Below are 21413 nucleotides of genomic sequence, written 5' to 3'. Positions count from 1 at the left end.
GTTAACGACACAAGCAGGCTTTATGCAATTCACTCCAGACAGCACGTGGAAGATCACCGGGTTTTCGCGCGATATCAGCCCGGCCTATCGGCAGAAACTCCTTTCGCTCGGCATGCTGCCGGGTTCGTCCTTTCATGTCGTACGCGTCGCCCCGCTCGGCGATCCGGTTCATATTGAAACGCGTCGCGTCAGCCTCGTATTACGTAAGAAAGACCTTGCGTTAATTGAAATTGAAACGCTGCCCCGTTAATTCCTGCCAGACACCGAGAGTCCTGAAAAATGAAGAAATTAACCATCGGATTAATTGGCAACCCGAATTCCGGGAAGACCACCTTATTTAATCAGCTGACCGGCGCACGCCAGCGTGTAGGTAACTGGGCAGGCGTAACGGTCGAGCGTAAAGAAGGCCAGTTTACCACCACCGATAATCAGGTGACGCTGGTCGACCTGCCGGGAACTTATTCTCTCACGACAATTTCCTCACAAACTTCGCTCGATGAACAGATTGCCTGCCACTATATTCTGAGTGGCGATGCCGACCTGCTGATTAACGTGGTCGACGCCTCCAACCTGGAGCGTAACCTCTACCTGACGCTGCAGCTGCTGGAGCTCGGCATTCCGTGCGTCGTCGCGCTGAACATGCTCGATATTGCTGAAAAGCAGCAAATCCGCATTGAGGTGGACGCGCTGGCAAAACGTCTGGGCTGCCCGGTTATTCCGCTGGTGTCCACGCGCGGACGCGGTATCGAGGCGCTGAAAATGGCGATTGACCGCCACCAGCGCAATGACGATGTAGAACTGGTTCAGTACGCGCAGCCTTTGCTGCGTGAATCCGCTGAACTGGCCGAAATGATGCCTCAGGCCATGCCGTCCAGGCAGCGCCACTGGCTGGGCCTGCAAATGCTGGAAGGCGATATCTACAGCCTGGCCTACGCCGGCGGCGCCGCGCAGCAGCAGCTTGCCGAAGCGATACAGCGCCTGAATACGGAAATGGACGACCCGGCATTGCACATTGCAGACGCCCGCTATCAGTCCATCGCTGCGGTGTGCGACGTGGTGAGCAACACGCTAACCGCCGAACCAAGCCGTTTCACCACCGCCGTCGACAAAGTCATTCTTAATCGTTTCCTGGGCCTGCCGATTTTCCTGTTCGTCATGTACCTGATGTTCCTGCTGGCGATCAACATCGGCGGTGCCCTTCAGCCGATTTTCGATGCCGGCTCGGTGGCGATTTTCATCCACGGCATTCAGTGGCTCGGTGCAACGCTGCACTTCCCGGAGTGGCTGACGATTTTCCTCGCCCAGGGGCTTGGCGGCGGCATCAACACCGTGCTGCCGCTGGTACCACAAATTGGGATGATGTATCTGTTCCTCTCCTTCCTTGAGGATTCCGGCTACATGGCCCGTGCGGCCTTCGTTATGGATCGCCTGATGCAGTCGCTTGGCCTGCCGGGCAAATCATTCGTCCCGTTAATTGTCGGCTTCGGCTGTAACGTGCCGTCGGTAATGGGCGCGCGCACGCTCGATGCACCGCGTGAACGCCTTATGACCATCATGATGGCGCCGTTTATGTCCTGTGGCGCTCGCCTGGCGATTTTCGCGGTCTTCGCGGCGGCGTTCTTCGGGCAGGAAGGCGCGCTGGCCGTGTTCTCGCTTTACGTTCTCGGCATCGTGATGGCTATCCTCACCGGACTGATGCTTAAGCACACCATCATGCGCGGCGAAGCGTCGCCGTTCGTGATGGAGCTGCCGGTTTACCACGTTCCGCATCTGAAAAGCCTGATAATCCAGACCTGGCAGCGCCTGAAAGGCTTCGTCCTGCGCGCCGGTAAAGTCATCGTTATCGTCAGTATTTTCCTTAGCGCACTGAACAGCTTCACGCTGAGCGGTAAAGCCGCGGATAACATTAATGATTCAGCGCTGGCCTCCGTCAGCCAGGTGATTACCCCGCTGTTTAAACCCATTGGCGTTCACGAAGATAACTGGCAGGCCACCGTCGGCTTGTTCACCGGCGCGATGGCGAAAGAAGTGGTTGTGGGCACGCTGAACACCCTCTACACCGCTGAAAACATCCAGCAGGAAGAGTTCAACCCTGCGGAGTTTAACCTGCTCGATGAACTGGGCGGCGCCGCACAGGAAACCTGGCAGAGCCTGAAAGATACCTTCAGCCTGAGCGTACTGGCCAACCCGATTGAAGCCAGTAAAGGCGACGGTGAAATGGCAACGGGCGCAATGGGCGTGATGAGCAGCAAATTCGGCAGCGCAGCGGCAGCTTACAGCTACCTGATTTTCGTCCTGCTCTATATTCCGTGCATCTCGGTGATGGGCGCGATTGCCCGCGAATCGAGCCGCGGCTGGATGGGCTTCTCCGTCCTGTGGGGGCTGAATATCGCCTACTCGCTGTCCACGTTGTTCTATCAGGTATCGAGCTTCCAGCAGCATCCGCGCTATAGCCTGGTCTGCATTCTGGCGGTGGTCTTGTTTAACGTAGTGGTGCTTGGCATGCTGCGCCGCGCCCGCAGCCGCGTGAATGTGAATCTGCTGGCAACGCGTAAAACCGTCGAAAGCTGCTGCAGCAGTCCGGCTGGCGACTGCCACTAAGGAGCATACGATGGCCTCAATGATTGAACTGCGGGATATATTGGCTTTACAGGGCCGCATGGAGGCACAACAGCTGAGTCGCGTGCTGCACACGCCGCAGCCGATGATTGACGCCATGCTGATGCGCATGGAAGCCATGGGTAAAGCAAAACGTGTGGCCGAAGAGCCGAATGATTGTCTGAGCGGCAGTTGCAGAAGCTGCCCGGAAGGCAAAGCCTGCCTGCGTGAATGGTGGGTGTTGCAGTAAGTCAGAAATGAAGAAGCGGGCCAGAGGCCCGCTTTTTACTTATCTGTGCTCGCTGACTTATTTGTAAACGTCGGCGTTCGCGTGAACGGTTTTCTCATTCTTTTCGCCAGCAATGACGACAAAATATTGGCCGCCCAGCTCATCGGCTTTCTTCGACAGATCTCTCTTCGCATCCATCGGCGAGGTTGTTCTGGACGTCGTGATTGAACCAATTTTAGTCAGGTTCATTTTGGCTACATCGTCCTTCTGAATCTCCTTTGCGGCAAATGCACCAAAAGAGATCGATCCCATAACCAGAGCGGTAACAATACCCTTCACAAGTTTCATAGCCATACTCTCCATAGATTTTATTGGTCATTTCATACCTGCATCCAGTTCGGCAGGCGACCTGCCGCAACCTGAAATGAGTATTGTTGAGGATGCAGACTTTTGCCAACTGAGAAGGAAAAATTCAGATTTTCTATGATGTTAAGGTTAACAATGAATTAACAAAGAGGGACGAATGCGAAATAAATGGGGCATGCGCCGCTTTAGGAAAAACGATTGAACGGCTCTGAGGCCACAGCTCGTCAAGCAGCGGGACCACCCTTCGCGGCACCAGTCCGTCAAGGTGACCATAGAGCCGCAGGAACGGCAACGTCAGGCCGCTTAATGCCTCACGCAGGTCGGCGGTTTTCAGGATCTCCAGCCCACCATTCAGCACCTCCACCGAAGGCATTGGCAGTGCCAGCACGGCACTTTTCAACCTGCGGGCGTCCTGCCGGGCACTTTCGGTTCCCAGCGTTTGCAAGGCCAGAAAACGCTCCACCGTGCGCTGAAAATCTTCGCTAAGCTGGCGCTGAAAACCCGACAGCACATCAGGCTTGATGCCCGGCCAGTTATCGTGAGCGGTAAAGCACGGGGACGACGCGACGGTAACCAGCGCCTGCACGCGATCGGGTGCCGTCAGCGCTGCCTGGCTCGCAACCAGCCCTCCGAGGCTCCAGCCTAGCCAAATCGCTTTTTCAGGGGCTTTCGCCAGAACCAGACGGGTCATCTCTTCAAGGGATAACGCCCCAAAACCAGTGCTTCGCCCGAAGCCCGGCAAATCCACCAGATGCAGCGTGAAATGCGAGCTCAGTTCCGGCGTTATGCAATCCCACACCTCCGCGTTCAGCCCCCATCCGTGCAGCAGCACAAGATGACTCTTTCCTTCGCCTTTGGTTTGCCACCAGATGTCTTTCATCCGTTATTGTTCTCATTCTTCGAATCAGGAGGGAAAACATGCTAACAGCCCACGGCTTATGCTGGCTATGCCAAATGCCGCTGAAGCTCCCACACTGGGGTCTCTGCTCCCGCTGCACCCGCGCCGTTAGCCCTTGCCTGTCCCTTTGCCCCCAGTGCGGGCTGCCCGCGACTCACAGCAAAATGCCCTGCGGGCGTTGCCTGCGCCATGAACCGCCGTGGCAGTGGCTGGTCACGGTGAATGATTACGTTGCTCCGCTTTCGCTGCTGGTGCAAAGGTGGAAGTTTAACAATCACCCTGAGCTGGCGAAGGCGCTTGCCCGACTGCTGCTGTTGCGCCTGAAGCAGACGCAACGGCGACCCAAACCGGATTTGCTGATTGCCGTACCGCTCTGGCAAAAGCGCCGCTGGCGACGAGGCTACAACCAGGCCGATGAGCTGTGTCGCCCGCTTGCCCGCTGGCTGGCAATTCATTATGCCCGTGAAGCAATCCGCCGTATCCGGCCCACGGCCACCCAGCACCAGCTTTCGGCGAAGCGGCGCAAACAGAACCTGAAAAATGCGTTTCAGCTTGAATTCCCGGTGGCAGGGCTCCATATCGCTCTGGTGGACGATGTCGTCACGACCGGCAGTACCGTAGCCGAACTTTCCCGCCTGCTTTTGCGAAACGGCGCGGCATCAGTTCAGGTATGGTGCCTGTGTCGCACCTTGTAGACCCTCTGTGATGGGCGTATTATAACCGACTAAAGTAGTCAACTATTAGGCCAAAGCTATGATCCGTATTTCCGATGCTGCACAAGCGCACTTTGCCAAACTGCTGGCAAATCAGGAAGAAGGGACACAAATCCGCGTATTTGTGATTAACCCGGGCACCCCAAATGCTGAATGTGGCGTATCTTACTGCCCGCCGGATGCGGTGGAAGCCAGTGACACTGCCCTGAAATTTGACCTGCTGACCGCGTATGTCGATGAGCTAAGCGCGCCCTATCTGGATGATGCGGAAATCGACTTTGTGACCGATCAGTTAGGTTCCCAGCTGACGCTGAAAGCGCCGAACGCCAAAATGCGTAAAGTCTCTGACGATGCGCCGCTGATGGAACGCGTGGAATATCTGCTACAGTCGCAGATTAACCCTCAGCTCGCCGGCCACGGCGGTCGCGTATCGCTGATGGAAATCACCGAAGACGGCCTCGCCATTCTGCAGTTTGGCGGCGGCTGTAACGGTTGTTCAATGGTAGACGTGACGCTGAAAGAAGGGATCGAGAAGCAGCTGCTGAACGAATTCCCTGAGCTGAAAGGCGTTCGCGATCTGACCGAACACCAGCGCGGCGAGCACTCCTACTACTGATTTCCTCCGGCCCGCTCGTCGGGCCGATATTTCCTCCCCCACGCACGCGCCGATAATCCTCACGTTCTTCTGCCCTTACCCTGCCATTCCCACCCAAAGAGTATGACTTAAGTCTCACAATTGAAATTTTCACACTTCAGGTGATTCTCATTCTGGCAATGTTACCCGTATCATCACCGGCAAGCACTGCTGCCATAATTAAGGTCAGCTATCCTGGTTCAGGAAAACCCTCAACGTTCACAGTGCCGTAATATCTCTGTTCCCGGCCAGGGACAAGCTAACAGAAACGTTGGCATTACAACGTTACCCATAACAAATAAAAGGTCAGATAAATCATGCCATTAGTCATTGTCGCTATCGGTGTTGCGTTATTACTGCTCCTGATGATCCGCTTCAAGCTGAACGGATTTATCGCTCTGGTACTGGTCGCGCTTGCAGTCGGTCTGATGCAGGGCATGCCGTTAGTTAAAGTCATCGGCTCTATCAAAACCGGCGTGGGCGGTACGCTCGGCAGCCTGGCGCTGATCATGGGCTTCGGCGCAATGCTCGGCAAAATGCTGGCAGACTGCGGCGGCGCTCAGCGCATCGCCACGACGCTTATCGCGAAGTTTGGTAAAAAGCACATTCAGTGGGCGGTGGTGTTAACCGGCTTCACCGTTGGCTTTGCGCTGTTCTATGAAGTGGGCTTTGTGCTGATGCTGCCTCTGGTGTTCACCATTGCCGCTGCGGCCAATATTCCGCTGCTGTATGTCGGCGTGCCGATGGCGGCTGCACTCTCCGTGACCCACGGCTTCCTGCCGCCGCATCCGGGCCCAACCGCTATTGCCACCATCTTCCACGCTGATATGGGGAAAACCCTGCTGTTCGGCACTATTCTGGCCATCCCGACCGTGATCCTCGCCGGGCCGGTATTTGCCCGCTGCCTGAAGGGCATCGACAAGCCGATCCCGGAAGGCCTCTACAACGCGAAGACCTTTACGGAAGAAGAGATGCCGAGCTTCGGCGTCAGCGTCTGGACTTCCCTGGTGCCGGTAGTGCTGATGGCGATGCGTGCCATTGCAGAAATGGTGCTGCCACAAGGCCACGCCTTCCTGCCGGTAGCGGAATTCCTTGGCGACCCGGTCATGGCAACGCTCATCGCGGTGCTGATTGCCCTGTTCACCTTTGGTCTGAACCGCGGTCGCTCTATGGATCAGATTAACGATACTCTGACTTCAGCGATTAAAATCATTGCGATGATGCTGCTGATCATCGGCGGCGGCGGCGCCTTCAAGCAGGTTCTGGTCGACAGCGGCGTGGATAAATACATCGCCTCCATGATGCATGAAACCAACGTCTCCCCCATCTTCATGGCCTGGTCGATTGCTGCTGTTCTGCGTATCGCACTCGGTTCAGCGACGGTGGCGGCGATCACGGCGGGTGGTATCGTAGCACCGCTTATCGCCACGACCGGCGTCAGCCCTGAGCTGATGGTTATCGCTGTCGGCTCCGGCAGCGTTATCTTCTCTCACGTGAACGATCCGGGCTTCTGGCTGTTCAAAGAGTACTTCAACCTGACCATCGGCGAGACCATCAAATCCTGGTCGATGCTGGAAACCATTATCTCCGTCTGCGGCCTCATCGGCTGTCTGCTGCTCGGCATGGTGGTTTAAGCGCTGATTGCCAGGTGACGGCTGATGCCTTACCTGGCCTACAAATCAGGCCTGAGGGATGGGTAAATTTTGTAGGCCGGATAAGGTGTTTACACCGCCATCCGGCAAAATAAATGAACGAGCCTTGCGGGCAAAGCGCCCCCAGGTTCGTTTTACTTCTGTTTCCCCGCCGCTTTCCTGCGCTTATCCAGATCTTTAATCAGCTTGTTCACGGTTTTATCGGCAAACATCGCCTCAAGCGAAGTGGAGAGCTTGCGCCGCCAGTTTTTGTACTGATAGCTGGTGCCCGGGATGTTCACCGGGGCAGCCATATCCAGCCAGTCTTCCGGCTGCAGGCCAAGCAGCGCGCTATGGCTGTCGGCAATATAGCGCTGCATCCCACGGCTCAGCGTGCTGGTCATGCTCATCAGCGACGCCTTATGTCCGGCACGCTTTGGCAGACAGCCATAGTTATGCAGGGCGTCCAGCAGCCCTTGTTTCGCCAGTTCACGATCCTGATACAGGCCGCGCAGAATCACCTCGTCAGGGTACAAGCCCAGCGTTTTGCCAAGCGTCAAATCGCCGCTTTCCCAGTAGCCACGCAGCGTGGGCAGATCGTGAGTAGTGGCAACCGCCATCGACTGTTCCGGATATGCCTTTGGCGCGCGGAAGGTCTTCTCATGATCGCTTTCGAAATAGAGCACCTTGTAAGAGTACACGCCGCTTTTGCGCAATTTGCCGACGATTTCTACCGGCACCGTCCCCAGATCTTCGCCGATTACCATGCACTGGTGACGCTTACTCTCCAGCGCCAGAATCGACAGCAGATCGTCTACCGGATAGTACACATAAGCACCGTGATCCGCCGTTTCGCCGTATGGGATCCACCACAGGCGCAGGACCGACATCACGTGGTCGATACGCAGCGCGCCGCAGTTTTGCATATTGGCGCGCAGCAACTCGATAAAGGGTTCGTAGGCTCGCGCGGCAATGATGTGCGGATCCATCGGCGGCAGGCCCCAGTTTTGCCCCAGCGGCCCCAGAATATCCGGCGGTGCCCCCACGGAGGCCTTCAGGCAATAGAGTTCGCGATCGCACCAGGTCTCGGAACCGCCCTCAGCGACGCCTACCGCCAGGTCACGATACAGGCCAATCGGCATTTCGTACTGCTGACAGACGTTCCAGCAGGCCGCGAACTGGCAATACGCCAGCCATTGCAGCCAGAGGAAGAAATCCACTTCGTCTGCATGCTTCTGGCAAAACGCCTTCACTTCCGGACTGTCGATAGTCTGGTACGCCTCCGGCCAGGCCGGCCAGCCCCAGCGCATTTCGTCCTCTTTCACCTGATACGCGTGCAGGGCATCAAACGCCGCCTGCCAGTACAGGCTTTCACCCTCGTTGAGCGCGAACTGGCGAAACGCCGCCATCCGGTCGTCATCACGCTGCGAGAAACCTTTCCATGCCATGCGCAGCGCGGTCATTTTCAGCGCGGTAACGGTCGCATAGTCGACCCATTCAGCATCGCGTGCCGATTTTAGCGCCTGCTGTGTGGTGGATAGCTTCCACCACGCCTGCGCCTCTTTACTGAGGCTAAAATCTTCCACCGCAGTCACGTCGATATAAATCACGTTCAGCCAGCGGCGGGAAGACGGGCTATACGGGCTGGCGCTCTCCGGGTTCGCCGGGTAAAGCGCATGAATCGGGTTCAGACCGATAAACGATCCGCCGCGACGGGCGATTTCCGGTAGCATCGCCTGCAGATCGCCGAAATCGCCGATGCCCCAGTTATTTTTGGAACGCAGGGTGTAGAGCTGCACGCAGCTGCCCCACAGCTTTTTTCCCTGCTTCAGCGCCTGCGGCTCGTAGCAACGTTCGGGGGCAATAATCACCCGGCAATGCCAGCGATGGTCGCTCTGCGTCAGCGTCAGAGTGTGATAACCCTCCGGAAGACGCGAAGGTAAATTCAGCGCTTTGCCTGCCGTCGCATTCCCCTGATGCTGCGCACCCTCTTCGGTCGTCAGCATCCAGTGAAACTCACCGCGGCCTTCCACCGGAAACGACATTTTTTTACCGTGGGTGAAGACCAGCACGTTCGGCACCGGCGTGACGGCCACTTTCGTGGCCGTGTGATGCATTGCATCCAGCAAACGCCGCTTGGTGTCAGCACCAATAGACTGTGGTTTGCCGTGGGCATTGATGTAGCTTGGACTGATGCCCGCCGCCTGCGCGGCAGCGTCCAGACGTTTGCTCTCCATAGCACTCCCTTAACGTTTTTCCTGCCAGATACGGCTCTGATAATCGCGGATTGAACGGTCCGAGCTGAACATACCGCAGCGCGCGCTGTTGAGGATCGCCGCGCGGGTCCAGGCTTCCTGGTCACGGTACAGCACGTCCACCTGCTTCTGCGCTTCCACGTAGGCCGCGAAGTCCGCCAGCACCAGATACGGGTCGCCGCCCTGCTTACCGATGCTGTGCAGCATCTGGTCAAACGCGTGCTTGTCGCCGCCGCTGTATTTGCCGCTTTCCAGCTCCTTCAGCACCGCATCCAGCACTTTGTCTTTCTTGCGCCATTTCACCGGGTCGTAGCCTTTAGCTTTCAGCGCCTTAACCTCTTCCACGGTATGGCCGAAGATGAAGATGTTCTCATCGCCAACCTGCTCAGCGATTTCGACGTTAGCGCCGTCGAGCGTGCCGACCGTCAGGGCGCCGTTCAGCGCGAGCTTCATGTTGCCGGTGCCGGAGGCTTCTTTCCCCGCCGTTGAAATCTGTTCGGAAACATCCACCGCCGGGATCAGCAGCTCTGCCGCCGATACGCAGTAGTCCGGCAGGAACACCACCTTCAGCTTGTCACCCACCTTCGGATCGTTGTTGATCGCTTCCGCCACTTTGTTGATAGCAAAAATGATGTTCTTCGCCAGGTAATAGCCCGGTGCGGCTTTCGCGCCAAACAGGAACACGCGCGGTACGCGATCCGCTTTCGGGTTCTCGCGGATCTCTTTGTAAAGCGCGAGAATATGCAGCAGGTTCAGGTGCTGGCGTTTGTACTCGTGCAGGCGTTTAATCTGAATATCGAAAATGGCTTCCGGGTTGATATCAATACCGGTGCGCTGCTTCACAAACGCCGCCAGGCGCTGCTTGTTGGCAAGCTTAATGTCGCGCCAGGTTTTACGGAACTTCGCATCGTCGGCGTGTTTTTCAAGCTTAATCAGCTGGTCGAGATCGTTGGCCCACTCTTTTTTCAGCGTCTTGTCGAACAGCGCTGCAAGCTGCGGGTTACATTGTTTGATCCAGCGGCGCGGCGTGATGCCGTTGGTGACGTTGTGGAACTTGTTCGGCCAAAGCTGGTGATATTCCGGGAACAGATCTTTCACCACCAGATCGGAATGGAGCGCGGCCACGCCGTTCACTGCAAAGCCGCTCACCACACACATGTTCGCCATACGTACTTGTTTATCGTGCACCACCGCCAGTTTCGCCCAAACGGCTTCGTCACCCGGCCAGGTTTTGTCGACCAGCACTTTAAAGCGCTTGTTGATTTCGTTGATGATCTGCATATGGCGCGGCAGCAGCACCTTCACCAGCTTCTCATCCCAGCACTCAAGCGCTTCCGGCATCAGGGTGTGGTTGGTGTAGGCGAAGGTTTTGCTGGTGATGGCCCAGGCGTCGTCCCAGCTTAGCTGGTGCTCATCGAGCAGCACGCGCAGCAGTTCAGGAATGGCAATAGTCGGGTGAGTATCGTTAAGCTGAATGACTTCGAACTTTGGCAACTCCGCCAGCTTGCGGCCCGCCAGATGATGGCGACGCAGAATATCCGCTACCGAGCAGGCACACTGGAAATACTGCTGCATCAGGCGCAGCTTTTTACCCGCCAGATGGTTGTCGTTCGGGTAAAGCACTTTGGTCAGCTTGTCGGCATCGATGCCCTGCTGTTCGGCACGCAGGAAATCGCCGTCGTTGAATTTGGTCAGGTTGAACGGATGCGCGTGGGTCGCCTGCCACAGGCGCAGCGGCTGCGCCACGCCGTTGCGGTAGCCGAGCACCGGCAAATCCCAGGCCTGACCGACCATCGTGAACGCAGGTTGCCAGTCACCTTTTACCACTTTGCCGCCGATACCGACCTGCACATCCAGCGCTTCATTGTGGCGGAACCACGGATAGCTGCCGCGGTGCCAGTCGTCCGGCGCTTCGATTTGCTGGCCGTCCTCAAAGGTCTGACGGAACAGGCCGTACTGATAATTGAGGCCATAGCCAATGCCTGCCTGTCCAACTGTCGCCATCGAATCGAGGAAACAGGCCGCCAGACGCCCCAGACCGCCATTTCCAAGCCCGGGGTCACGCTCCTGTTCCAGTAGGTCCGTCAGGGAAACATCATGCGCCTTCAGCACGTCGCTCACTTCCTGATACCAGCCGAGGTTCAGCAGGTTATTACCGGTCAGACGGCCAATCAGGAACTCCATTGAAATGTAGTTCACGTGGCGCAGCCCTTTTTCCGGCTTCGCCACCGGTTGAGCCGCCAGCAGTTCGGCCAACGCACCGCTCACCGCCTGCCACCACTGATGTGGGGTCATGTCGTTTGCGGCCTGCAGGCCAATACGCTGCCACTGACGCGTCAGGGCTGCCTGAAACTGTGCTTTATCGAAGGTCGGCTGTGACATAAGGATTCCAGTCCTGTTAGCTAAAACGTTGGCGCTAGTGTGCCGGGGAGCCTGTTTACCGTCCTCATCCCGCCAGGGATTAGCCGGGGAGGAGTAGCAGGGATGAGCAAAAAGTGTGATCGTTGCCACTATAACGTTAGCCGTTAACGGCGTTTCTGCTCACTTTATACCCGTCCCGTAAGTGAAATTGAAAAGACGTTTTGTAAAATACAGGAAGGCGGGGAAATCATTACTTACGCGTAATAACAATTCGTGAATCCCTTTCATTTGAAAAGCGTATTTACCGACAAATGTTTTGCTGAAAAAAAGAAAAATAAGATTCTGCGTGTTCCTAAAAAATAGATGAAACGCACACTTTAACAATTTCACGAAACCAGCATTCATGCGCACTGGCACCGGTTTCAGCGATACCGTTTATGCTTCATTGATATTTGTGACAGAGTGCAAAATCATAAGCATAAAAATCGGACATAACTTGCAATAATTAAGCATATGCCTGACCTTAACAGACATTAATTACGAAGCGCGAAAAAAAACAAACTCTTACTCGCACAGTGAAGTGATAATCCTATGTTGATTCCGTCTAAATTAAGTCGTCCCGTCCGTCTTGAACACACCGTGGTTCGCGACCGGCTACTGGCGAAACTTTCCGGCGCGAACAATTACCGTCTCGCGCTGGTAACCAGCCCGGCAGGTTACGGAAAAACCACACTCATTTCACAGTGGGCAGCAGGGAAAAGCGATCTGGGATGGTTTTCTCTCGATGAGGGGGATAACCAGCAGGAACGTTTTGCCAGCTATCTGATTGCCGCAATCCAGCAGGCAACGGACGGTCATTGTGCCGCCAGCGAAACCATGGTGCAGAAGCGACAATACGCCAGCCTCACCTCGCTGTTTGCACAGCTGTTTATCGAGCTTAACGCCTGGCAGCGTCCGCTGCTGCTGGTGATTGATGACTACCATCTCATCACGAACCCGGTCATCCACGACGCCATGCGCTTCTTCCTGCGACATCAGCCGGAAAACATGACGCTGGTCGTCCTGTCGCGCAACCTGCCACAGCTTGGCATCGCTAATTTACGGGTGCGCGATGAGCTGCTGGAAATCGGCAGCCAGCAGCTGGCGTTTAACCATCAGGAAGCGAAGCAGTTTTTTGACTGTCGCCTGACTTCCCCGATTGAAGCCACTGAAAGCAGCAGGATATGCGACGACGTCGCGGGCTGGGCCACCGCGCTTCAGCTGATTGCGCTCTCCGCGCGACAAAACACCAGCGCTGCGCATCACTCCGCACGTCGCCTCTCGGGCATCAACGCCAGCCATCTCTCCGATTATCTGGTGGATGAAGTGCTGGATAACGTTGATCTTCCCACCCGCCATTTCCTGCTGAAAAGCTCGCTGCTGCGTTCAATGAACGATGCGCTGATCGTTCGGGTTACCAACGAAGAGAACGGCCAGATGCGGCTCGAAGAGATCGAACGCCAGGGTCTGTTCCTGCAACGCATGGACAACACCGGCGAATGGTTCAGCTTCCACCCGCTGTTCGGTAGCTTCCTGCGCCAGCGCTGTCAGTGGGAGCTGGCGACTGAACTACCGGATATCCATCGCGCCGCCGCGGAAAGCTGGATGGCGCAGGGCTTCCCGAGCGAAGCCATTCATCACGCGCTGTCGGCGGGTGACGCCAGCATGCTGCGCGATATCCTGCTTAATCATGCCTGGGGCCTGTTCCACCATAGCGAGCTGACGCTGCTTGAAGAGTCGCTGGCGGCCCTGCCGTGGGACAGCCTGCTGGAAAACCCACGGCTGGTGCTGTTGCAGGCCTGGCTGATGCAAAGTCAGCACCGCTACAGCGAGGTAAATACCCTGCTCGCTCGCGTGGAAGAAGAAGTCAGCGGCGAGATGGATGCTACCCTGCACGGCGATTTCAATGCCCTGCGCGCACAGGTGGCCATTAACGACGGCGATGCTGAAGAAGCTGAACGTCTTGCCATGGTCGCTCTCGATGAACTGCCGCTCGCCAGCTTCTACAGCCGTATTGTCGCGACCTCCGTTCACGGCGAAGTCCTGCACTGCCAGGGCAAGCTCAGCAAATCTCTGGCGGTCATGCAGCAAACCGAGCAGATGGCGCGCCGCCATGAAGTATGGCATTACGCGCTCTGGAGTCTGATTCAACAAAGCGAAATCCTGTTCGCGCAGGGCTTCCTGCAGGCCGCCTGGGAAACTCAGGAAAAAGCGTTCCAGCTCATTCGCGAGCAGCATCTCGAACAGCTGCCAATGCACGAATTCCTGCTGCGCATCCGCGCACAGCTACTCTGGGCCTGGGCTCGTCTTGATGAAGCGGAGCTGAGCGCGCGCCATGGTATGGACGTGCTCGCCACCTATCAGCCACAGCAGCAGCTGCAGTGCCTGGCGCTGCTGGTACAAAGCTCACTGGCGCGTGGCGATCTTGATAACGCCCGCAACCACCTGAATAGACTGGAAAACCTGCTCGGCAACGGCCAGTACCACAGCGACTGGGTGTCCAACGCCGATAAGGTACGGGTGATTTACTGGCAGATGATTGGCGATAAGAAATCCGCCGCCAACTGGCTGCGCCAGACGCCAAAACCCGCCTTCGCCAACAACCACTTCCTGCAAAGCCAGTGGCGCAACATTGCCCGTGCACAGATCCTGCTCGGCGAATTTGAGTCGGCGGAAATGGTGCTGGAAGAACTGAATGAGAACGCCCGCTCGCTGCGGCTGATGAGCGATCTCAACCGCAACCTGCTGCTGCTTAACCAGCTCTACTGGCAGGCAGACAGGAAGAATGACGCCCAGCTCGCACTGATAGAGGCGCTAACGCTTTCCAACCGCACCGGGTTTATCAGCCACTTTGTGATTGAAGGCGAGGCGATGGCACAGCAGCTGCGTCAGCTGCTGCAGCTCAACACGTTACCGGAGCTGGAGCAGCATCGCGCCCAGCGCATTCTGCGTGAGATCAACCAGCATCACCGGCATAAGTTTGCGCATTTTGACGAAAACTTCGTCGAACGGCTGTTAACGCATCCGGAAGTGCCGGAGCTGATTCGCACCAGCCCGCTGACTCAGCGCGAGTGGCAGGTCCTGGGGCTAATTTATTCCGGCTACAGCAACGATCAGATTGCAGGCGAGCTGGACGTGGCCGCCACAACCATTAAGACGCATATCCGTAACCTGTATCAGAAGCTCGGCGTGGCGCACCGCCAGGATGCCGTACAGCATGCCCAACAGCTGCTGAAAATGATGGGATATGGGGTTTAATTCTTAAGGCATTTCCCGGCGGCGCTGCGCTTGCCGGGCCTGCTCACGCCAGGTCGGGCAAGGCGTAGCCGCCACCCGACATTCTGTTAATCAGCACAGCTCCAGCTGAATATTATTCTCTGCAATCACCTGCATCACGCCCGCAGGCGGCATCACGTCGGTGTACACCGCGTCAACCATGCTAATGCTGCCCATGTTCACCATCGCGTTCCGGCCAAACTTGGAGTGATCCACCACCAGCATCACGTGGCGCGAGTTTTCAATGATCGCCCGTTTGGTGCGCACTTCGTGATAGTCAAACTCCAGCAGCGAGCCGTCGCTGTCGATCCCGCTGATGCCGAGAATGCCGTAGTCCAGGCGGAACTGGGAGATAAAATCGAGGGTAGCTTCGCCGATAATGCCGCCATCGCGGCTGCGCAGCTCGCCGCCTGCCAGAATCACGCGGAAATCCTCTTTCGCCATTAGCGTATTGGCGACATTGAGATTATTGGTGACGATACGCAGATCCGAATGCTCCAGCAGCGCGTGCGCCACCGCTTCCGGCGTGGTGCCAATATCAATAAACAGCGCGGCACCGTTGGGGATCTGGCTTGCCACTTTGCGGGCAATTCGCTCTTTCTCCGCCGCCTGCGTCGTTCGCCTGTCCTGCCACGAGGTGTTGACCGCGCTCGATGGCAGCGCCGCGCCGCCGTGATGGCGCAGGATCATCTTCTGTTCGGCGAGGTCGTTGAGATCGCGGCGAATGGTTTGCGGGCTGACGGAAAACTGCTCCACCAGCTCTTCCGTGCTGACATAACCCTGTTTTTTTACCAGTTCAATAATCGCGTCATGACGTTGTGTTTGTTTCATGCAAGATCCCTGGAATCCGTTAAATCAATAGCTATGTTCGTTTTCGCACATTCTGCGTGTCGGCGAACGCCATCACCAGCCCGACGGCCAGGCCCGCGACGTGAGCGCCATTGGCAATCGACATCCCGAAAAGATCCAGCCAGCCGACCACCAGCCACAGCAGCGAGAAAATAATCAGACCGCGCTGGAGGTAAATGCCGCTTTGCGGATCGCGCTCACCTCGTAGCCATGCATAGCCCATCAGGGCGTATACCACGCCCGACAAACCGCCGAACCACGGGCCGCTGAACTTGTGTTGTACATACCCGCTCAGCAGCACACTGATGACCGTAATCACCAGCAGTTTGCCGCTGCCAACCCGCTTTTCCACCATCCCGCCGAGATACCACCACCATAGCAGGTTGAAGAGGATATGCATCAGCGAGAAGTGCATGAAGGCATGGGTGAAATAGCGCCAGAATTCAAACTGCTGAGATGCATCGTACGGCCAGGCCAGCCACAGCATGACCGCCTGATCGCCCGCCACGTTCATCACAATAAACACCAGAATGCAGGCGCAGAGAATGAGCCAGGTCAACGGCCCGGCATTGTTTTTCAGCGTTGCCAGAAAAGGGTAGCGCTGGTAGTGCAGGCCGCTGTTGGTGTGGCCTGACTGCCAGCTCGCGGCCAGATAGCGAGGATCGGCCGGGTTCTCCAGAAAGCGGGCCAGCTCAGCCTCGACCCTCGCCGCCTGACTTTCGTCGGCAAGCCAGACGTCCGTTTGGGTATGTTGCTGAATCGTCAGGATAATGCCCTGCGTTGCCATGTAGTCAACAAACGCCTGGGCGACGCGCGGGTTGGTAAAAGAGGTAATCATCAGCATACGGGACGTCGCTTATTCCACACAAAAGGGGACAGTATACCTGCTCAGCTCCCGTGCGCCACTTCGGCCGGGAAATGGCGATGCCAGGCGTCAAAACCGCCGTCCACGCTGTAAACCCGATCGTAACCCTGCGTCAGCAGATACTGCGCCGCGCCTTTGCTGCTGTTGCCGTGATAGCACATCACCATCACCGGGGTGTCGAAATCAACGTCCTGCATAAATGCGTTGAGCGTATCGTTAGTCAGATGAAACGCATCCGGCGTGTGGCCCATTGCGTAGCTCTGCGGATCGCGAATATCCACCATTACCGCCTGCCCCTGATGCAGCTTCTGGTGCGCTTCTTCTACGTTGATACATTCAAATTGATCCATGGTGCTCTCTTTCTTTTGTCATTGTGCGGTGTGTTTCCCTCTCCCTTTGGAAGAGGGCCAGGGAGAGGGAAACATTTTACTCCGTAGTGTACGTCGCCGAGGCAGGGAAACGCTAATTTGTTACACGCATCACCCTGAAATGTTTTTTTGATGTTACCAAGTGCGCGTTTGTTTGCTATATTGAGCGATAACGAACATTTATGAACTTTAACGAAAGTGCACGAGGGCGCAGCATGGAAACCAAAGATCTGATTGTGATAGGCGGTGGCATCAACGGTGCCGGTATCGCGGCAGACGCCGCAGGGCGTGGTTTATCCGTGCTGATGCTGGAGGCGCAGGATTTAGCCTGTGCCACCTCCAGCGCCAGCTCTAAGCTCATCCACGGCGGGCTGCGCTACCTGGAGCACTACGAATTCCGCCTGGTGAGCGAAGCGCTGGCCGAGCGTGAAGTGCTGCTGAAGATGGCGCCACATATCGCTTTCCCGATGCGCTTTCGTTTGCCGCACCGTCCGCATCTGCGCCCGGCGTGGATGATTCGTATCGGCCTCTTTATGTACGATCACCTCGGCAAACGCACCAGCCTGATGTACGATCACCTCGGCAAACGCACCAGCCTGCCGGGATCAGCCGGGCTGCGTTTTGGCGCCGATTCAGTATTGAAGCCGGAAATCGTGCGCGGTTTCGAATATTCCGACTGTTGGGTAGACGATGCCCGCCTGGTACTTGCTAACGCGCAAATGGTGGTGAAAAAAGGCGGTGAAGTATTAACCCGCACTCGCGCCACTTCCGCGCGCCGTGAAAACGGCCTGTGGATTGTCGAGGCAGAAGACATTGATACCGGCGAGAAATTCAGCTGGCAGGCGCGCGGCCTGGTGAATGCCACCGGCCCGTGGGTGAAACAGTTCTTCGACGACGGGATGCATCTGCCATCACCGTACGGCATTCGCCTGATCAAAGGCAGCCACATCGTGGTCCCGCGCGTGCACACCCAGAAACAGGCCTACATCCTGCAAAACGAAGATAAACGCATCGTGTTTGTGATTCCGTGGATGGATGAGTTCTCGATTATCGGCACCACCGATGTCGAATACAAAGGCGATCCGAAGCATGTCGAAATCGACGAAAGCGAAATTAACTACCTGCTGAAGGTACATAACGCCCACTTTAAAAAGCAGCTTGGACGCGATGACATTGTCTGGACATACTCCGGCGTGCGTCCGCTGTGCGATGACGAGTCTGATTCCCCGCAGGCTATTACCCGCGACTACACGCTCGATATCCACGACGTAAACGGTCAGGCGCCGCTGCTGTCGGTGTTTGGCGGCAAGCTCACGACCTACCGTAAGCTCGCCGAGCACGCGCTGGAAAAACTGACGCCGTATTACAAAGGCATCGGCCCGGCGTGGACGAAAGGCTCGGTATTGCCTGGCGGCGAGATTGAAGGTGACCGCGACGATTACGCGGCGAAGCTCCGCCGTCGCTATCCGTTTATCAGCGAAGGCATGGCGCGCCACTTTGCCCGCACTTACGGCAGCAACAGCGAATGGATTCTGGGTGAGGCGAAAGAGATTACCGATTTAGGCGAGCATTTCGGACATGAGTTTTACGAAGCCGAGCTGCGCTATCTGGTAGAACATGAATGGGTGCGTCGCCTCGACGATGCTATCTGGCGTCGCACAAAACAGGGCATGTGGCTGAATGCCGAAGAGCAATCCCGCATTACGCAATGGCTGGTACAGCACGAGGGAAAGCGTAATCTGTCGTTAGCGTCGTAGTCGACGAAATGCCCGGCGGCGCTAATGCTTGCCGGGCCTACAAAACCCACATAATCAAAGCATTGTGCGAATCCCGTAGGCCCGGTAAGGCGAAGCCGCCACCGGGCATTTTTTTACAATCTCACCGGATCGATATGCCAGATGTGATCCGCATACTCCTGAATGGTGCGGTCCGACGAGAAGTAGCCCATGTTGGCGATATTACGCATCGCTTTGGTGGTCCACTCTTCCGGGTTGCGGTACAGCTCATCAACGCTGTCCTGACAGTCCACGTAGCTGCGGTAATCCGCCAGCACCTGATAGTGATCGCCAAAGTTAATCAGCGAATCCACCAGGTCACGGTAGCGGCCCGGCTCTTCAGGGCTGAACAGGCCAGTCGCGATTTGCGTCAGCACCTGATGCAGCTCTTCATCCTTATCATAGTAATCCCGCGGCTTGTAGCCCTGAGCGCGCAGCGCTTCAACCTCTTCCGCCGTGTTACCGAAGATAAAGATATTCTCCGCACCGACGTGTTCCAGCATCTCGACGTTCGCGCCGTCCAGCGTGCCGATGGTCAGCGCGCCGTTGAGGGCAAACTTCATGTTACTGGTGCCAGAGGCCTCCGTTCCCGCCAGTGAAATCTGCTCGGAGAGATCCGCCGCCGGAATGATCACCTGCGCCAGACTCACGCTGTAGTTCGGGATAAACACCACCTTCAGCTTGTCGCCAATCTGCGGGTCGTTATTGATGACCTTCGCCACATCGTTGATGAGATGAATAATGTGCTTCGCCATGTAGTACGCCGATGCGGCTTTCCCGGCGAAGATGTTTACGCGTGGCACCCAGTCGGCGTTCGGATCGGCCTTGATGCGGTTGTAGCGGGTGATCACATGCAGCACGTTCATCAGCTGACGCTTGTACTCGTGGATACGTTTAATCTGCACGTCAAACAATGACTTCGGACTCACCACCACGTTGAGCTGCTGGGCGATGTACTCCGCCAGCCGCTTTTTGTTCTCAAGCTTGGCGTGGTGGACAGCCTGATTCACCAGCGGGTAATCAAGATGCTGCTCCAGTTCGCTAAGCTGGCTCAAATCGGTGCGCCAGGTTCGACCAATGTTTTCATCCAGCACGTCAGAAAGCGACGGGTTGGCCAGCGCCAGCCAGCGGCGCGGCGTCACGCCGTTGGTCACGTTGGTGAAACGCATCGGGAATATCTTCGCAAAGTCGGCAAACAACGACTGCACCATCAGGTTCGAGTGCAGCTCCGACACGCCGTTGACCTTGTGACTAATCACCACCGCCAGCCACGCCATGCGCACCCGACGGCCATTGGATTCGTCGATGATCGACGTGCGGCTCAGCAGGCCGGTGTCATTCGGATACTGCTCCTGAAGCGTCTTCAGGAAGTAATCGTTGATCTCAAAAATGATTTGCAGATGGCGCGGCAGAATTTTGCCGAGCATATCCACCGGCCAGGTTTCCAGCGCTTCACTCATCAGCGTGTGGTTGGTGTAGGAGAAGACCTGGCAGGTCACCTCGAACGCCTCATCCCAGCTAAACTTGTGTTCGTCGATCAGCAAACGCATCAGCTCAGGAATCGACAGCACCGGGTGCGTATCGTTGAGGTGAATGGCGATTTTAGCCGCCAGGTTGCTGTAGGTTTTATGCTGCTGGTAGTGACGACTGAGAATATCCTGCACGGTCGCTGAAACCAGGAAATACTCCTGGCGCAGGCGCAGCTCGCGCCCGGAATAGGTCGAGTCGTCCGGGTACAGGACGCGGGAAACGTTCTCGGAGTGGTTTTTATCCTCCACCGCCGCGAAGTAGTCGCCCTGGTTGAACTTCCCAAGGTTGATTTCGCTGCTGGCCTGCGCATTCCACAGACGCAGCGTGTTGGTGGCGTCGGTGTCATAGCCTGGAATAATTTGATCGTAAGCCACCGCCAGGATCTCTTCGGTTTCCACCCAGCGGGATTTCTTGCCTTCCTGCTGAATGCGTCCGCCGAAGCGAACCGCATAGCGGGTGTTGTGACGCTTAAACTCCCACGGGTTACCGTACTCCAGCCAGTAGTCCGGCGACTCCTTCTGCCGCCCGTCGACGATGTTCTGCTTGAACATGCCGTAGTCGTAGCGGATGCCGTAGCCGCGCCCCGGCAGGCCGAGCGTAGCCAGTGAGTCAAGGAAGCAGGCCGCCAGACGCCCCAGGCCACCGTTGCCAAGGCCAGGGTCATTCTCTTCGTCAATCAGCTCTTCAAGCTCAAGCCCCATCCCTTCCAGCGCGTTTTTGACATCCTCATAAATACCGAGTGATAACAGCGCATTGGAAAGGGTGCGGCCAATCAAAAACTCCATCGACAGGTAATAAACCTGACGGCCTTCCTGCGACAGCTGGGCGCGGTTAGAGCGCAGCCAGCGCTCCACCAGACGGTCACGCACCGCAAACAGCGTGGCGTTCAGCCATTCATGCTTGTTGGCAATGGCCGGATCTTTCCCGATGGTAAACATCAGCTTATAGGCAATCGAGTGTTTCAGTGCCTCAACGCTGAGTGTCGGCGATGCATAGGTAAACGGTGCATTCATAGAAATGGTTCCT

Annotated in this window: 16 protein-coding genes; 8 read left to right on the top strand and 8 right to left on the bottom strand. The window is 56.6% G+C overall.

Annotated features, from left to right (window positions below; translation table 11 throughout):
• Nucleotides 1-22 precede the first annotated feature (22 nt).
• The 3 genes from feoA to feoC are packed head-to-tail and all read left to right on the top strand — an operon-like array spanning nt 23 to nt 2848.
• Nucleotides 23-250 carry a ferrous iron transporter A gene (gene feoA / locus AB1287_RS16215; protein WP_312629639.1) on the top strand — a complete coding sequence of 76 codons (228 nt, stop codon included), beginning with the start codon at nt 23-25 and terminating at the stop codon, nt 248-250.
• 29 nt (nt 251-279) lie between these two features.
• Nucleotides 280-2601 (top strand): Fe(2+) transporter permease subunit FeoB, encoded by a 2322-nt coding sequence (feoB, locus tag AB1287_RS16210; protein ID WP_435618431.1) that lies wholly within the window; start codon nt 280-282, stop codon nt 2599-2601.
• Nucleotides 2602-2611: 10 nt separating this feature from the next.
• A complete protein-coding gene (gene feoC / locus AB1287_RS16205; protein ID WP_312629637.1) occupies nt 2612-2848 on the top strand; it encodes a [Fe-S]-dependent transcriptional repressor FeoC in 237 nt (78 codons plus the stop codon).
• A 57-nt stretch (nt 2849-2905) separates the two neighbouring features.
• On the opposite strand, the gene AB1287_RS16200 is transcribed toward feoC, so the two are convergent.
• Complete coding sequence (locus AB1287_RS16200) at nt 2906-3175, bottom strand: YdgH/BhsA/McbA-like domain containing protein (protein WP_312629653.1); 270 nt, start codon at nt 3173-3175, stop codon at nt 2906-2908.
• Nucleotides 3176-3308: 133 nt separating this feature from the next.
• Nucleotides 3309-4073 (bottom strand): pimeloyl-ACP methyl ester esterase BioH, encoded by a 765-nt coding sequence (gene bioH, locus AB1287_RS16195; protein WP_435618430.1) that lies wholly within the window; start codon nt 4071-4073, stop codon nt 3309-3311.
• 38 nt (nt 4074-4111) lie between these two features.
• Here bioH and gntX point away from each other — a divergent pair, with 38 nt between their 5' ends.
• From gntX to gntT, 3 genes are all read left to right on the top strand, one after another.
• Nucleotides 4112-4786, top strand: coding sequence for a DNA utilization protein GntX (gene gntX, locus AB1287_RS16190; protein WP_435618429.1), 675 nt, complete (start codon nt 4112-4114; stop codon nt 4784-4786).
• Nucleotides 4787-4844: 58 nt separating this feature from the next.
• Entirely contained in the window at nt 4845-5420 is a 576-nt protein-coding gene (gene nfuA, locus AB1287_RS16185; protein WP_312629633.1) for a Fe-S biogenesis protein NfuA, read from the top strand.
• Between the two features lie 335 nt (nt 5421-5755).
• On the top strand, nt 5756-7072 hold the full coding sequence (gene gntT / locus AB1287_RS16180) for a gluconate transporter (protein ID WP_312629631.1): 1317 nt from the start codon (nt 5756-5758) through the stop codon (nt 7070-7072).
• Between the two features lie 152 nt (nt 7073-7224).
• Here the strand turns inward: gntT and malQ are convergent, their stop codons facing one another.
• Together malQ and malP are read right to left on the bottom strand one after the other, a co-directional pair.
• Nucleotides 7225-9306, bottom strand: a complete 2082-nt coding sequence (gene malQ / locus AB1287_RS16175; RefSeq protein WP_435618428.1) for a 4-alpha-glucanotransferase — start codon at nt 9304-9306, stop codon at nt 7225-7227.
• Between the two features lie 9 nt (nt 9307-9315).
• Nucleotides 9316-11706, bottom strand: a complete 2391-nt coding sequence (gene malP, locus AB1287_RS16170) for a maltodextrin phosphorylase (RefSeq protein WP_435618427.1) — start codon at nt 11704-11706, stop codon at nt 9316-9318.
• A gap of 570 nt (nt 11707-12276) precedes the next feature.
• Between malP and malT the strand changes: the two genes are divergently transcribed.
• Complete coding sequence (malT, locus tag AB1287_RS16165; protein WP_435618426.1) at nt 12277-14982, top strand: HTH-type transcriptional regulator MalT; 2706 nt, start codon at nt 12277-12279, stop codon at nt 14980-14982.
• A 90-nt stretch (nt 14983-15072) separates the two neighbouring features.
• Here the strand turns inward: malT and AB1287_RS16160 are convergent, their stop codons facing one another.
• Genes AB1287_RS16160 through glpE form a run of 3 tightly spaced genes read right to left on the bottom strand, consistent with a single transcriptional unit; the run spans nt 15073 to nt 17064 of the window.
• Nucleotides 15073-15831 carry a DeoR/GlpR family transcriptional regulator gene (locus tag AB1287_RS16160; RefSeq protein WP_312629623.1) on the bottom strand — a complete coding sequence of 253 codons (759 nt, stop codon included), beginning with the start codon at nt 15829-15831 and terminating at the stop codon, nt 15073-15075.
• Nucleotides 15832-15862: 31 nt separating this feature from the next.
• The gene (glpG, locus tag AB1287_RS16155; RefSeq protein ID WP_435618425.1) at nt 15863-16693 is read right to left on the bottom strand and encodes a rhomboid family intramembrane serine protease GlpG; all 831 of its coding nucleotides are present in this window, start codon (nt 16691-16693) and stop codon (nt 15863-15865) included.
• 44 nt (nt 16694-16737) lie between these two features.
• A complete protein-coding gene (gene glpE / locus AB1287_RS16150) occupies nt 16738-17064 on the bottom strand; it encodes a thiosulfate sulfurtransferase GlpE (RefSeq protein ID WP_312629619.1) in 327 nt (108 codons plus the stop codon).
• 233 nt (nt 17065-17297) lie between these two features.
• Here glpE and glpD point away from each other — a divergent pair, with 233 nt between their 5' ends.
• Nucleotides 17298-18839: a glycerol-3-phosphate dehydrogenase gene (gene glpD, locus AB1287_RS16145; RefSeq protein WP_435618475.1), complete on the top strand. Its 1542-nt coding sequence runs from the start codon at nt 17298-17300 to the stop codon at nt 18837-18839.
• Nucleotides 18840-18952: 113 nt separating this feature from the next.
• Here the strand turns inward: glpD and glgP are convergent, their stop codons facing one another.
• Nucleotides 18953-21400 (bottom strand): glycogen phosphorylase, encoded by a 2448-nt coding sequence (gene glgP / locus AB1287_RS16140; protein WP_435618424.1) that lies wholly within the window; start codon nt 21398-21400, stop codon nt 18953-18955.
• Between the last annotated feature and the right edge of the window lie 13 nt (nt 21401-21413).

Source organism: Scandinavium sp. UTDF21-P1B (genome assembly GCF_040750395.1).
GTDB lineage: Bacteria > Pseudomonadota > Gammaproteobacteria > Enterobacterales > Enterobacteriaceae > Scandinavium.
This window is presented reverse-complemented; position numbering and strand designations above follow the sequence as displayed.